This is a genomic window from Rhodoferax sp. GW822-FHT02D07, from assembly GCF_058802405.1.
In genome coordinates, this window is record NZ_JBXAOD010000002.1 from 682,751 (window position 1) to 697,087 (window position 14,337).

At 65.6% G+C, this 14,337-nt stretch carries 8 protein-coding genes; 4 read left to right on the forward strand and 4 right to left on the reverse strand.

Annotated elements, in window-relative coordinates; all coding sequences use genetic code 11:
- Positions 1-2: 2 nt before the first annotated feature.
- The 3 genes from AC1RNN_RS07860 (at position 3) to AC1RNN_RS07870 (ending at position 4,442) form a co-directional block, all read left to right on the forward strand.
- Positions 3-2,012, forward strand: a complete 2,010-nt coding sequence (locus tag AC1RNN_RS07860) for a transglutaminase TgpA family protein (protein WP_493087200.1) — start codon at positions 3-5, stop codon at positions 2,010-2,012.
- A 177-nt stretch (positions 2,013-2,189) separates the two neighbouring features.
- Complete coding sequence (gene mltB / locus AC1RNN_RS07865) at positions 2,190-3,137, forward strand: lytic murein transglycosylase B (RefSeq protein ID WP_493087198.1); 948 nt, start codon at positions 2,190-2,192, stop codon at positions 3,135-3,137.
- Between the two features lie 3 nt (positions 3,138-3,140).
- A complete protein-coding gene (locus AC1RNN_RS07870) occupies positions 3,141-4,442 on the forward strand; it encodes an SPOR domain-containing protein (protein ID WP_493087196.1) in 1,302 nt (433 codons plus the stop codon).
- Positions 4,443-4,445: 3 nt separating this feature from the next.
- Here the strand turns inward: AC1RNN_RS07870 and AC1RNN_RS07875 are convergent, their stop codons facing one another.
- From AC1RNN_RS07875 to AC1RNN_RS07890, 4 genes are all read right to left on the reverse strand, one after another.
- Positions 4,446-5,312: an HDOD domain-containing protein gene (locus tag AC1RNN_RS07875; protein ID WP_493087194.1), complete on the reverse strand. Its 867-nt coding sequence runs from the start codon at positions 5,310-5,312 to the stop codon at positions 4,446-4,448.
- Between the two features lie 80 nt (positions 5,313-5,392).
- A complete protein-coding gene (locus AC1RNN_RS07880; RefSeq protein WP_493087192.1) occupies positions 5,393-6,346 on the reverse strand; it encodes an alpha-E domain-containing protein in 954 nt (317 codons plus the stop codon).
- Between the two features lie 21 nt (positions 6,347-6,367).
- On the reverse strand, positions 6,368-7,867 hold the full coding sequence (locus tag AC1RNN_RS07885; RefSeq protein WP_493087190.1) for a circularly permuted type 2 ATP-grasp protein: 1,500 nt from the start codon (positions 7,865-7,867) through the stop codon (positions 6,368-6,370).
- A 71-nt stretch (positions 7,868-7,938) separates the two neighbouring features.
- Positions 7,939-10,404 (reverse strand): DNA internalization-related competence protein ComEC/Rec2, encoded by a 2,466-nt coding sequence (locus tag AC1RNN_RS07890; protein WP_493087188.1) that lies wholly within the window; start codon positions 10,402-10,404, stop codon positions 7,939-7,941.
- A gap of 147 nt (positions 10,405-10,551) precedes the next feature.
- Between AC1RNN_RS07890 and AC1RNN_RS07895 the strand changes: the two genes are divergently transcribed.
- Positions 10,552-14,064, forward strand: a complete 3,513-nt coding sequence (locus AC1RNN_RS07895) for a transglutaminase family protein (RefSeq protein WP_493087186.1) — start codon at positions 10,552-10,554, stop codon at positions 14,062-14,064.
- Positions 14,065-14,337: the final 273 nt, after the last annotated feature.

Consider the following 14,337-nt stretch of genomic DNA (forward strand, 5'->3'; position numbering starts at 1 on the left):
CCATGCTGCAACGCCTGTCCCACCTCCCGCGCGAAGCCCGCGACACCCTGTTCCTGCTGCTGGTGATTGCCTGGGTCATCCTGCCGCAGGCCGAACGCCTGCCACTGTGGTGCAGTGCCATGGCCGCACTGGTACTGCTGTGGCGTGGCCGACTGGCCATGCAGGGCGCCCCGCTGCCCTCGCGCTGGTGGCGTCTGGGCCTGCTGGCCGTAGCTACTGCCGCCACCTGGTGGAGCTACAAGACCCTGCTGGGGCGTGATGCCGGCGTCACCCTCATCGTGGTGCTGCTCACCCTCAAGACGCTGGAGATGCGCGCGCGGCGCGACGCCTTTGTGGTGTTCTTCCTGGGCTTCTTCACCATGCTCAGCAACTTCTTCTTCTCGCAAAGCCTGCTCACGGCCGCGGCCATGCTGGTGGCGCTGCTGGGCCTGCTCACGGCCCTGGTCAACGCCCACATGCCCGTGGGCCGCCCACCGCTGCTGCAAGCAGCCAAGACGGCGGGCTGGATGGCGCTGCTGGGTGCGCCCATCATGGCCGTGCTGTTCATGCTGTTCCCGCGCATCGCGCCGCTCTGGGGCCTGCCCGGTGACGCGATGAGCGGACGCAGCGGCCTGTCGGGCCAGATGCAGGTGGGCAGCATTGCCAGCCTGGCGCTGGACGACAGCATCGCAATGCGCATCCGTTTTGACGGCCCACCACCGGCGCAGCGGGACCTTTATTTCCGCGGCCCCGTTTTCTCCACCTTTGACGGGCGCGAGTGGCGTGCGCTGCGCTCGGATTTCCCGTCCCGCTTCCAGCTCAAAGCCGATTTGCAGGTGCAAGGCACACCCGTCAGCTACCAGGTCACCCTGGCCGCCAACAACCGTCCCTGGCTGCTGCTGCTGGACGCCACCACGGACAAACCCGAGATCGTGGGCTACACCCCCAGCATGGGGCCAGACCTTCAATGGACCACCGACCAGCCCATGGCCGACCTGGTGCGTTACCGCGCCACCAGCTACCCGCAGTTCCGCCACGGCCCCACGCGTCTGGAGGTGGGCCTGCAGGACTATGTGGCCCTGCCCAGCGGCTTCAACCCGCGCACCCTGCAGCTGGCCGCCGACATGCGCCGCAGCCCCGAACTGGCCAATGCGCGCACACCCGAACTCGTGGAAGCCGTCATGCAGCGCCTGCGCACCGGGGGCTACGAGTACACGCTGGAGCCCGGTGTCTACGGCACCCACACGGCGGACGAATTCTGGTTCGACCGCAAGGCCGGCTTCTGCGAGCACATCGCATCCAGCTTTGTGCTGCTGATGCGCGCGCTGGATGTGCCGGCCCGCGTGGTCACCGGCTACCAGGGCGGACAGGTCAACACCGTGGACGGTTTCTGGACCGTGCGCCAGAGCGATGCCCATGCCTGGGCCGAAGTCTGGATCGCGGGCCAGGGCTGGGTGCGTGTGGACCCCACCTCGGCCGTGGCGCCCGGCCGGACAGGCTCTTTCACCCGCCTGCAGGCGCCACAGAACGTCTTCACACAGGCTCTCAATACGGTGAGCCCCGGCTTTGCGCTCAATCTGCGCGAAATCTGGGAAGCCGCCAACAACCGCTGGAACCAGTGGGTGCTGAACTACAGCCAGGCGCGCCAGCTGGACCTGCTGCGCAAGCTCGGTTTTGAGGCGCCCAGCTGGGAAGACCTGGGCTACGTGCTGGCCGCCCTGGTCGTCATCGCCAGCAGCCTGGGCGCGCTATGGACACTGTGGGAGCGCTACCACCAGGACCCCTGGCTGCGCATGCTGCACCTCGCGCAGGCCCGGCTGCGCCACGCTGGCTGGAGCGTGGGCGCGCAGGAGCCTCCCCGCCAGTTGGCCAACCGACTGCAGGCAGTGGCCAGCGAACAACCGCAAACCGCCGCCATTGCCACCTGGCTGCTGCGCCTGGAAGCCTGGCGCTACGCTCCCCAAACCCCGGGAAGCCTGGCCGCATTGCGGCGAGAATGCAGGCAATTGGCTTGGCCATCCCGCCTACCCTGAGTACTGGATTCCGTGAAGTTCCTCATTCGCCTTACTGCTACTATTTTCATAGCTGCTTGCGCAATTTCTGCGGGGGCTAGCACACCAAAACACCACAAATCTGCGACGCGCGCCAAAGCGGCTGCGCCCCAGGCCGACAAAGCGGCCGGCCCCCTGTATGCCACCCGACCGGATGTCATGCGCATAGCCGACGATCTGGCCCAGCGCCGGAATCTGGACCCGGCTTGGGTGCGCCACGCCATCAGCCAGGCGCGCTTGATTCCGGCCATTCAGCGCGCCAGCACCCCGCCGGCGGTGGGCACACCCAAGAACTGGGCCGAATACCGCCGCCGCTTCGTCAACCCCATCCGTATCAAGGCGGGCATGCAGTTCTGGCAGGACAACCGTGACACCCTGGAGCGTGCTGAGCGCGAAACTGGCGTACCCGCCCAAATCATTGTGGGCATCGTGGGTGTCGAGACCATCTACGGCCAGCAGACTGGCAACTACCGCGTCATCGACGCGCTCAGCACCCTGGCCTTCGACTTCCCCACCGCCCACCCGCGCGCCGCGGACCGGGCGCGCTTCTTCCTGTCCGAGCTGGAGGCCTACCTCAGCCTCACCGCCCGCACCAATACAGACCCGCTGGCCCTCAAGGGGAGCTACGCCGGCGCCATGGGCCTGCCGCAGTTCATGCCATCGAGCTGGAGCAAGTACGCGGTGGACTTTGATGGCGACAGCCGGGTGGATTTGTTCCACAGCGCGGCCGACGTCATTGGCTCCGTGGCCAACTACTTTGTCGCCTTCAAGTGGCAACGCGGCCTGCCCACGCATTACCCCGTGCAGTTTGACCTGGCCCGGCTGGACCGCACCACCCTGCTGGCGCCCGACATCGTGCCCACCTTCACCCCGCAGGTGATGCAAGACAAGGGCGTGTTGCTGGATGGCGCTGCCGCAGCCCACCCCGGCAAGCTGGCGCTGGTGGAACTGCAGAACGGCGCCGACGCACCGCTCTACATCGCCGGCACCGACAACTTCTACGCCATCACCCGCTACAACTGGAGCAGCTATTACGCCCTGGCCGTGATCGAACTGGGCCGCGAGGTGGCTGCTGCCTTGCCAGACGGCCCTGGCATGCCAAAATAAACCATGCCCACACCCGCACCCCTTGCCCTGGACAAGACGGACGAACACTCGACCACCGCGCTGTACCGCGCAGCGATTGGTGAGGTCAACAGCGCCTACTACCTGCCGCTGTTCGAGCGCTTCGAGGCGGCTGACCGCGCCGGCCTGAGCTGGAACGGCCCCGCCGCGCTCTACACCCTGAACTGGCTGGCCTTCCGCCAGCTCTGGCATGCGGCCCTGCTCTATGCCGGAACGGTGGTGGCCCTGGCGCTGGGCATCTTCGGCATCGGCCGGCTGGTGTTTGGCCTGTCGGAAACCACGCAATGGGCGCTGCTGGGCGGGCTGGTGCTGCTGTCGGTGTTGCTGCCGGGCCTGGGCGGCAATGCCCTGCTGCACCGCGCGACCCGCAAGCGCATGGAAGCTGCGCTGCAAGCCACGCAGACCGTGCCCGAGGCCTGCGCGATGCTCAGCCGCAAGGCGCCCACGCGCAAGGGCCTGATCATCCAGATGGTGTGCAACGCGCTGGCGATTGGCCTGCTGGCCTATGGCTGGCTACAGTTCGAAGGCTGGAGCGCCGCACCGGCCGCCGCGCTGCAAGCCACGTCTGACGCACGCAATGTGGCCGTGGGCCGCACAGTTGATGGCTCCACCCCGGCCGCACCTGCTGCGTCCGCCGCATCCGCACCTGCATCGGCAAGCTCCTCGCCGCTGCCTGCCGCTTCTGCGCTAGCTGCGGTATCCGCCACGTCGGCGCCCGTCGCCACCGTGGCGGCTTCTGCCCCGGTGCGCGCGGCCTCGGCGCCCGCTGCAACCGCATCCAGCCCTGCCGCCCATGCCGCAAGCGCAGCGGCACCACCTGCTACAAAACCCGCAGCATCTGCACCTGTGGCCGCTCGCCCGGCGCCGGCTGCCTCCCGTGTTGCACCGGCCCCTGCTGCTGCCCCCAAGAGCACCCCGACAGCTGCGCCCGCGCGCGCGGCAAGCTCGGCGCCCGCCAAAATCATCCTGCTGTCCAAACCCGTGGTGGTCGAATCTGCCACCGGGGCGCCGCCCGCCACGCCCACACCCGTGCCTGCGGCAACCACCGACGACAAGGCCGGCCGCTACCAGGTGAATGTGGGCATGTTTTCGCAGGAGAACAATGCGCGCAACGCGCTGGCCCAGCTCAGCGATGCGGACCTGCCCACCAGCCGCCAGACGGTGCGCACGGCGCAAGGCCAGCGCATCCGTGTGCGCGTGGGCCCGTTTGACACCTTGGCCGAAGCCGAACGCGCGGCCGACAAGGTGCGCAGCTTGGGACTGGACGCCCAAGTCGCCCCTCAGTAAGGTTTAGAAACCGGCAGGCCCCTCAAACTGGGGGTGCAAGGCGTCCAGCCAGTGGTCGATCTCGGCGTCGCCCACATGCAAATGGGCCAAGCAGCCGGCTCCATGCCGGTCCCACTCTGCATGCACGGCTTGACCTTCATGCAAGGCCACCAGGTGCTCAGCCAACAAAGACATGGCCACCAACATGCGCACATCGGTCGGGATGTTGTCGTCCTTGAGGACCGTGAAATCGTGATGCAGGCGCACCGCAATCGCAACGATGGGCGGCAGCCGCCAGGTCTTGGCCACAATGGCGCCCACCACGGCATGGTCCGTGCGGTGGGCTGCATTTTCCACCTCAGTAAACGGGTGCTCTCCATGCAAGGCCGCATTCAGCGTGGCCTCATAGCCTGGCAAGGCTTGCAACATGATCGGCAGGCCCACGTGGCAAAACAGGCCGCATGTGTGCGCGATGTCGGCATTCATGCCGTACATCTGCCGCGCGATGTAGCCCATGGCGTAGGCGCGGCGGGTGGAGGTTTCCCAGAAGTGCTCCAAGAAGGGGGATTTGGCAGGAATCACCTCACGCAGCAAGAAGCCCGTCAGGATGGACACTGTCTGCGCAATGCCCAACATGGCCACCGCATCGGCCACGGTGGAAGCCGTGCGCGAACGCGCGTAGATCGGGCTGTTGGCCACCCGAATCAGGGCGGCCGCCATGGCTACATCGCGCGAGGCGATCTTGGCGATGGTGGCGGGCTCAGGATCTTCCCGGTTGAACTCGACTCGCAGGTCCGTCAGCAGAGCCGGACAAGGCTGAATGACGATGTCCCGCAAGGGCCCCGCGGACCGGGCGGATTCAATTTCACGGTCAATGTCAGCAACACGCATGCTCGCTCCTCATTGCAGACATTATGCGGACCCGCTGGCGCGGTGGGCCAGCGTTTACCCGCATTTTTCAAGCGCTGGCCTCAGACCGGAACCAGATACTCCCGGCTGATGTGGGCGCCCAAATCGTTCACCCGGTCCAGGAACTGCGTGAGGTAGGCATGCAGGCCCGTGGCCAGGATTTCATCGATGCGGCCGTACTGCAGTTCGGCGCGCAGCTTGCCTGCGCGGCGCAGGGTTTCGCTGTAGGGGTCGCTGGCCACCAGGCTCAGGTTGTTCACCACTTCGTTCAGGCTGGCATGCAGCGAGCGCGGCATGTCGGGCTTGAGGATGAGCAACTCGGCCACGCGCTCAGGCTTGATCACATCGCGGTAGACCTTGCGGTAGTTCTCGAAGCCCGAGACGCTGCGCAAAATGGCGCTCCAGTGGTAGAAGTCGTACTCTTGGTCCTTCTCGCTCGCTGTGCCGAAAAAGTCGCTCTGCACAGCGTGAAACTTCACGTCCACCAGGCGCGCCGTGTTGTCGGCGCGCTCCAGGAAGGTGCCCATGCGCATGAAGTACAGCGCCTCGTCCATGAACATGGTGCCCACGGTCACACCGCGAGAGAGGTGCGAGCGGAACTTGACCCACTCGAAGAACTGCGCCGGGTCTTTCTCGAACTCGCCGGTCTTGATCATGCGCTTGACTTCAAGCCAGGTGGTGTTTTGCGTTTCCCAGACCTCGGTGGTCAGCGTGCCGCGCACGGCGCGCGCGTTCTCGCGCGCAGCGCTCAGGCAAGACATGATGGAGGACGGGTTGCTCTCGTCCTTGACCATGAAGTCCATGACCTCGCGCGCCTGGATCTCACCATGGCGCTGCTTGTAGCTGTAGAGCAGCTCGCTGATGGACAGCAGGCCTTGCCAGCCCAACTGGGCCACGGCCTCGGACTGGGGCAGCAGCGAGGTCTGGTAGTTCACGTCCAGCATGCGGGCAGTGTTCTCGGCCCGCTCGGTGTAGCGGGACATCCAGAAAAGATGGTCAGCGGTTCTAGACAGCATGAAAGTTCCTCCGCTCTACGTTTATTGCTTTTGGGTTTGCGAAGCGGTGCCTGTGGCAGGCGCATCGGCTTCGAGAATCCAGGTGTCCTTGGTGCCCCCGCCCTGCGAGGAGTTCACCACCAGGGAACCATCCTTCAGCGCCACGCGCGTCAGGCCGCCGGGCACCATCTGCACGGTCTTGCCCGACAGCACATAGGGCCGCAGGTCGATATGGCGCGGGGCAATGCCGCTCTCCACAAACGTGGGGCAGCTGGAAAGACTCAGCGTGGGCTGGGCGATGTAGCCGCTGGGGTTGGCCTCCACGGCCTTGCGGAAGTCCTCGATCTCGGCCTTGGTGGCCGCAGGCCCCACCAGCATGCCGTAGCCGCCGGCGCCGTGCACCTCTTTCACCACCAGGTCCTTCAGGTTGGCCAGCGTGTAGGCCAGGTCGTCCTTGTTGCGGCACATGTAGGTGGGCACGTTGTTCAGGATGGGTTTCTCGCCCAGGTAGAACTCGATCATCTTGGGCACATAGGGGTAGATGGATTTGTCGTCGGCAATGCCGGTACCCACGGCGTTGCAGATGGTCACATTGCCCGCCTTGTAGGCGCCCAGGAGGCCGGCGCAGCCCAGCGTGGAATTGGGGCGGAACACCAGCGGATCGAGGAAGTCGTCATCCACGCGGCGATAAATCACATCAACGCGCTTGGGGCCGCGCGTGGTGCGCATGTAGACGAAGTTGTCCTTCACGAACAAGTCCTGGCCCTCGACCAGTTCCACACCCATTTGCTGGGCCAGGAAGGCGTGTTCGAAATAGGCGCTGTTGTACATGCCGGGCGTGAGCACCACCACCGTGGGCTCGGCCGTGGTGGCCGGGCTACTGGCCTGGAGCGTCTCCAGCAACAGGTCGGGGTAGTGGGCGATGGGGGCTACGCGGTGCGCGCTGAACAGGTCTGGGAACAGGCGCATCATCATCTTGCGGTCTTCGAGCATGTAGCTCACGCCGCTGGGTACGCGCAAGTTGTCTTCGAGCACGTAGTACTCGCCATTGCCCTTGGCGTCAGGCGCACGCACGATGTCGATACCGCTGATTTGCGAATAGATGTTGTTGGGAACATCCACACCCATCATCTCGGGACGGAACTGGGCGTTGCCCTCGATCTGCTCGCGCGGCACGATGCCGGCCTTCAGGATTTCCTGGTCGTGGTAGATGTCGTGGATGAAGCGGTTGAGCGCCGTGACGCGCTGCGTCAGGCCCTTTTCCATGCTGGACCATTCGTGTGCGGGAATGATGCGCGGGATCAGGTCAAAAGGAATGAGGCGCTCAGTGCCGGAACCGTCCTCGTCCTTCTCGCCGTAGACGGCAAAGGTGATGCCCACACGGCGGAAGATCATCTCCGCTTCTTCACGGCGTTTGGCCATCATGTCGCCGGGTTGGCGTGCCAGCCATTCGTCGTAAATCTTGTAGTGGTCTCTTATCTGCTTGCCCTGAGTAAAAAACTCGTAGGGGAGCTGGGTGTACATCTCATCGAATTTCCGCATAAAAAGACCTCTCCTATGACAGCTTCCATGCAAGCTTAGTGCCACGGCAAGCACCAGTCCTGCATGCACCACTATGGCACATCATGATGCCAGTATCGGCGCCCATCCTCCCTTTGGCACGCCACATTTTGGGGCTGCTCCGAGCGCCAGAGCATGGCACCACAACGGGGCGACGTCACCAATTGGGTGCCTGCCTGCGCATAGCGCTCAGCCACCGGCGCGGCTGGATGGCCAAAGCGATTGCGGTAGCCCGCCTGTACCAGCGCCCACTGGGGCTGCACGGCCTGCAGGAATTCCGGTGTGCTGGAGGTCTTGCTGCCATGGTGCGGCACCAGCAGCACGTCGGCCAGCAAATGGTCCGTGCCCTGCCAGGCCGCCACCAGGCGTGCCTCCTGCGCGGCCTCGATGTCGCCCACGAGCAGCGCGGCGTGTGCGCCATCGCTGATGCGCAGTACGCATGACAGCGCATTGGGCTTGGGCAAGGGCTGCTGCGCATAGTCCGCCGCCTGCGGGTGCAACACCTCGAAGTCCACTCCATCCCACACCCAGCGCTGGCCCGCCTCGCAACGCCGGGCGGTGCGCAGCTGCTGTAGCGGGTGTTCGGCCTCGATGGAGCTGAGCAGGGCCGCCTGCGGCTGCATGGCCAGCACGGCCGCCGCGCCACCCACATGGTCGGTATCGCGGTGGCTCAGCACCACAGTGTCCAGCCGCACATCCAGCGCCTTGAGCAGGGGCACCAGCACGCGGTGGCCCGCGTCGCTCTCCAGGCTGTAGCGGGGCCCGGTGTCAAACAGCAGCGCATGGCCCGCCGTGCGCACCAGCACCGCATTGCCCTGCCCCACATCGGCAGCGAGAAGGGAAAACGTACCCGGCGCGGGCGCGGCGGGGTGCCAGAACAGCAGCGGCAGCAACAAGGGCAATCCCAGCGCGCGCAGATGCCATGGCACCGGCACGGCCATCAGCATTCCGCCCGCTACGCCCAACAAGCCCCAGCCCAGCGACGGCAAAGGCAGGTTGAAGGTGGCTCCGGGCCAGGTCGCCATGGCGGACAAACACCACCACAAGGCCTCACTGGCTTGCGCTGCCAACGCCCACAGGGGCGACACCACCACGCCCAGCAAGGCCAGCGGCGTGAGCACCAATGTCACCCAGGGAATGGCCAGCAGATTGGCCAGCAAGCCCACCACGGACAGTTGCCCGAACAGCAACAACGTCAGTGGCGCAAGCGCCAAGGTGATGATCCACTGCTCCCGCAGCATGGAGAAAAATCGCCCCATACCCCCCGTGGATTCTGCGCGAGCAGCTCCTGAATCTGTAGCAAACAGCACCCCCACCGCCACAAAGCTGAGCCAGAAGCCCGGCTGCAACAGGGCCCAGGGGTCCAGCGCCACCACGGCGGCGCAAGCCAGCATCCACACCAACGGCCAGGGCCAGCGCGCGCCAGCCAGACGCAGCAGGCTCACGGTTGCCAGCATGAGGCAGGTGCGCTGCGCTGGCACACCCCAACCCGCCAGCACCGCATAGGCCGTGGCCAGCAACAGGCCACCCAGCAGCGCGGCAGAGGGCGCTGGCAACAACAGGCACAGTCGGCGCGAGCGCCGCCACAACCAGCCCGTGAACCAACCAGCGCCCCAGGCAAACATGGTGATGTGGAGGCCTGAAATCGAGATCAGGTGACTGACGCCCGTGGCGCGGTAGACATCCCAGTCACTGCGCTCCACCGCCGCTTGGTCACCCACTACCAGCGCGGCCAACAGGCCGGCGGCGCGCCGCTCTGGCAGGGCCGCCAGAATGCGATCGCGCAACTGCTGACGCGCCCAGGCCACCGGCGCCTGCCAGGTCTGGCCCAGCTGGCGCGGCTCGGGGTCGCGCGGGCCGGCGCGCACATAGGCACGGGCCTGCACGCCCTGCTCCCACAGATAAAGCTCGTAGTCAAAGCCATGCGGGTTGATGCTGCCATGCGGTGCCTTAGGCCGCAGGGTGAACTGCCAGCGCTCGCCCGCCTGCAGCGGGGCCGGCACGCGCTGCAAACCCGTCTGCTCGCCACCCAGCGCGTAGCCCTGGGCATACCAGCCCACAGCCCAGCGCCCGGGCACCACCGCCGGCTGCCCGTCCAGCAGGGCATGTTCCACGCGCAGGGTAAAGCGCAGGCCGGCGTCCGTGGGCTGCGGCAAGCCCTCCACCACACCGGTGACCCGCAGGTCGTGCCCCTCCAGCGCCGGGGCCAGCGTGTGGCAGGCAAAGACAACCGCGCGCAAACCGGTGCTGCCCAAGCCCAGCGCCATGCCAGCACACCACACCAGCACACAGGCCAGCCCCAGAGGCAGCAGACCATCGCGGCTTGGCAGCCAACGTGCTATCTTTTCAGGAGCTGCTTGCACATACAGGACGGGGGCCAGCAGCACAAATAATCCATAGACCCACACCGGCCACAAAGCCGCCTGCTGCAACTGCAGCGCCGCCCCCAGCACAAAGCCCAGCAGCGCCGCAAACACCGTGCGGGGCCATGCGCTGGTGCGGTTGGCGGCAAAGAACATGCGGCCATGCTAACCGCGCCGCCAAAGGGCTGGGCTGCATGGCGCGGGACTTGCTTGGAACCCCTCGTCATCCACCATTGTTAGGATGGGGTCGGTGCGGCAGACAGCGCACCGGCTTTCCAGTGTGTACCCTACCGAGACCGGCCCATGTCCATTCACGCAGCGCTGAACCACGTTACCCACTACACCTACGACCGTTTGGTCAATCTGGGCCCCCAAGTTATCCGTCTGCGCCCTGCGCCCCACTGCCGCAGCAAAGTTCTGTCCTACTCCCTCAAGGTCGAACCCGGCAACCACTTCATCAACTGGCAGCAGGACCCCTTCGCCAACTACCAGGCCCGCCTGGTCTTCCCCGAGAAGACCACCCAGTTCAAGGTCACCGTGGACCTGGTGGTCGAAATGGCGGTCTACAACCCCTTCGACTTCTTCCTGGAGCCGAGCGCCGAAGAGTTCCCCTTCCAGTACGAGTCCGCCCTCAAGCAGGAACTGGCGCCCTACCTCGTGGCCGACGCCATGGAGCCGCTGTTCAAGGGCTTTCTGGACAAGATCGACCTGAAAAAGCGCCGCACCATCGACTTTCTGGTGGACATCAACCAGCTGGTGCACAAGGCCGTCAGCTACACCATCCGCATGGAACCCGGCGTGCAAACGCCCGAAGAAACCCTGGCGCTGGCCAGCGGTTCCTGCCGCGATTCGGCCTGGCTGCTGGTGCAGTTGCTGCGCCGCTGCGGCCTGGCTGCGCGCTTTGTCTCGGGCTACCTGATCCAGCTCGCGCCCGACGTGAAATCGCTGGACGGCCCCAGCGGCACTGAGGTCGATTTCACCGACCTGCACGCCTGGTGCGAGGTCTACCTGCCCGGCGCTGGCTGGATCGGCCTGGACGCCACCAGCGGCCTGCTGGCCGGCGAAGGCCACATCCCCCTGGCCTGCACACCGCAGCCCAGCGGCGCCGCCCCCATCGAAGGCGGTGTGGACAAGAGCGAGGTGGAGTTCAGCCACCACATGCAGGTCACCCGCATTTACGAATCTCCCCGCGTCACCAAGCCCTATACCCCCGAGCAATGGGGCTCCGTCATGGCGCTGGGCGAAGCCGTGGATGCCGAGCTGCTGGCCGGCGATGTACGCCTCACCATGGGCGGCGAACCCACTTTTGTTGCAGTGAACGACCGCGACGCGCCCGAGTGGAACACTGATGCCTTGGGCCCGACCAAACGCGGCTTTGCCACCGAGCTGACGCACAAGCTGCGCGACGAATACGGCCAGGGTGGCTTTCTGCACTTTGGCCAAGGCAAGTGGTACCCCGGTGAGCAGCTGCCACGCTGGGCGCTCAACATCTACTGGCGCGCCGACAAGCAGAAAGTCTGGAACAACACCGCCCTCTTTACCGACGAACGCGAGCCCACCCACTATGTGGCCGAGGATGCGGGCTACTTCATCCGCACCCTGGCCGGCAAGCTGGGCCTGACTGACAAATACGTGCAGGCCGGCTATGAGGACACCTGGTACTACCTCTGGCGCGAGCGCCGTCTGCCGGTGAACGTGGACCCCTTCAACGCCAAGCTCGACGACGAGATGGAACGTGCCCGCCTGCGCCGCGTGTTCGAGCAGAAGCTGGATTCGGTGGTTGGCTATGTGCTGCCGCTCAAAGCCGGCGCCAGCAACAACCCCGGCCTGAGCGGCCCCGAGTGGACCACCGGGCCCTGGTTCTTCCGCGACGAGCGCATGTACCTCATGCCCGGCGACTCGCCCATGGGCCTGCGCCTGCCGCTGGATTCGCTGCCCTGGGTCAGCCAGGGCGACTACCCCTACCTGATCGAACGCGACCCCACCGAAGACCGCGGCCCCCTGCCCCCGCACAGCCGCTTTGCCGCGCGCTACGCCCCCGGCAGCAATGCGCAAGGTGGCAGCGTCACCGACAGCGGCCTGCCCTACCTTGCCGGCAACCTGAGCACCCCCGAAGCCCGCCGCAGCCTGCAGGCGCCCGGCGTGAGCGGCGAGGCCGGCGACAAGGCCCTGCAGGCACGCCAGCCCGAACCCGCGCGCTACGCCCAGGCCCCCGACCGCTTCGAGAGCGCGCACTGGATCACCCGCACCGCGCTGTGCGTGGAAGTGCGCGACCCGCGCCGTGCCAGCGGCCCCAAGGCCGAAGCCGTGGGAAGCAAATCGGGCGTGATGTACATCTTCATGCCGCCGCTGGAGCGGCTGGAAGACTACCTGGACCTGCTCGCCGCCATCGAGGCCACCGCCACCGAACTGAAGATGCAGATCGTGCTGGAAGGCTACCCGCCCCCGCGCGATCCGCGCCTCAAGCTGCTGCAGGTCACCCCCGACCCCGGCGTCATCGAAGTCAACATCCACCCGGTCACCAACTGGAAGGAACTGGTCTACAACACCGAGTTTTTGTACAACGCGGCGTTTGAGTCGCGCCTGTCAGCCGAGAAGTTCATGACCGATGGCCGCCACACCGGCACGGGCGGTGGCAACCACTTTGTGATGGGCGGCGCCACGCCGGCCGACAGCCCTTTCCTGCGCAAGCCTGAGTTGCTGGCCAGCCTGCTGCTCTACTGGCATAACCACCCGTCCTTGAGCTACCTGTTCAGCGGCATGTTTGTGGGCCCCACCAGCCAGGCCCCGCGCGTGGACGAGGCGCGCAACGACCAGCTCTACGAGCTGGAAATTGCCATCGAGCAGATCTACAAAAACCGCGAACTCTACGGCCAGAGCATGCCGCCGTGGCTGGTGGACCGCACGCTGCGCAACATCCTCATCGACGTGACCGGCAACACGCACCGCAGCGAGTTCTCCATTGACAAGATGTACTCGCCGGACTCCAGCACGGGCCGCCTGGGCCTGCTGGAGCTGCGTGCGTTTGAAATGCCGCCGCACCCGCACATGAGCAGCGTGCAGCAGCTCCTGCTGCGCGCGCTGGTGGCCCGCTTCTGGAAAACACCGTACAAGGCGCCCGTCACCCGTTGGGGCACCGAGCTACACGACCGTTACATGCTGCCCACCTTCATCAAGATGGACTTTGACGACGTGATGGCCGACATGAACGCGACGGGCTATGCGTTCGATACCAGCTGGTTTGCCCCGCATTACGAGTTCCGCTTCCCGCTGCTGGGTGCGGTCAAGGCGGCGGGTGTGGAAATGACGCTGCGCAATGCACTGGAGCCCTGGCATGTGATGGGTGAAGAAAGCACGGCCGGTGGCACCGCCCGCTATGTGGATTCCAGCCTGGAACGCATCGAGGTGCGCGTGACGGGCCTGAACGAAAGCCGCTACGTGGTGACCTGCAACGGCGAAGCCCTACCCCTGCAAAGCACCGGTACCGTGGGCGAGTTTGTGGCCGGCGTGCGCTACAAGGCCTGGAACCCGCCTTCCAGCCTGCACCCCACCATCGGCGTGCACGCACCACTGACCTTCGACATTGTGGACACCTGGATGAAGCGTTCGCTGGGCGGCTGCCAGTACTTTGTGGCCCACCCCGGCGGGCGCAATTACGACACCTTCCCGGTCAACAGCTACGAGGCCGAAAGCCGCCGCCTGGCGCGCTTTGCGGCCATGGGCCATACACCCGGCTTGCAGGTGGTGCCACCGGCGACCATCCATGTCGCCGGCAGCAAGGAGTTTCCGTTTACCAAGGATTTGCGGCGAGGCTGATTTTGAAAGAAATCAGGCTCTAGCCCCCGTGAAATATGCGCAAACAGCTACTGAATATGTAGCACTTCCCTTTTCACAGGGTCGCTTCGGAGCTGGAGGAACGGCCCCCGCCTCATACTGTCACACGCCCAGAAAGCGGCGGAAAGCCATTCCCCCAGCTCTGCGGGTGAGGTGGTTGGTAGCCCACAAACGTCGGGCTACTTTAGGTCACGGCCGCTTTGCGGCGATACCGGACATGCGGCGCCATGGTCCAGTTTGATACGATTCCGATGA

Coding starts and splice junctions, on each gene's coding strand:
- AC1RNN_RS07860 (WP_493087200.1), top strand. CDS start 3: ATGCTGCAACGCCTGTCCCACCTCCCGCGCGAAGCCCGCGACACCCTG.
- mltB (WP_493087198.1), top strand. CDS start 2,190: ATGCGCATAGCCGACGATCTGGCCCAGCGCCGGAATCTGGACCCGGCT.
- AC1RNN_RS07870 (WP_493087196.1), top strand. CDS start 3,141: ATGCCCACACCCGCACCCCTTGCCCTGGACAAGACGGACGAACACTCG.
- AC1RNN_RS07875 (WP_493087194.1), bottom strand. CDS start 5,312: ATGCGTGTTGCTGACATTGACCGTGAAATTGAATCCGCCCGGTCCGCG.
- AC1RNN_RS07880 (WP_493087192.1), bottom strand. CDS start 6,346: ATGCTGTCTAGAACCGCTGACCATCTTTTCTGGATGTCCCGCTACACC.
- AC1RNN_RS07885 (WP_493087190.1), bottom strand. CDS start 7,867: ATGCGGAAATTCGATGAGATGTACACCCAGCTCCCCTACGAGTTTTTT.
- AC1RNN_RS07890 (WP_493087188.1), bottom strand. CDS start 10,404: ATGTTCTTTGCCGCCAACCGCACCAGCGCATGGCCCCGCACGGTGTTT.
- AC1RNN_RS07895 (WP_493087186.1), top strand. CDS start 10,552: ATGTCCATTCACGCAGCGCTGAACCACGTTACCCACTACACCTACGAC.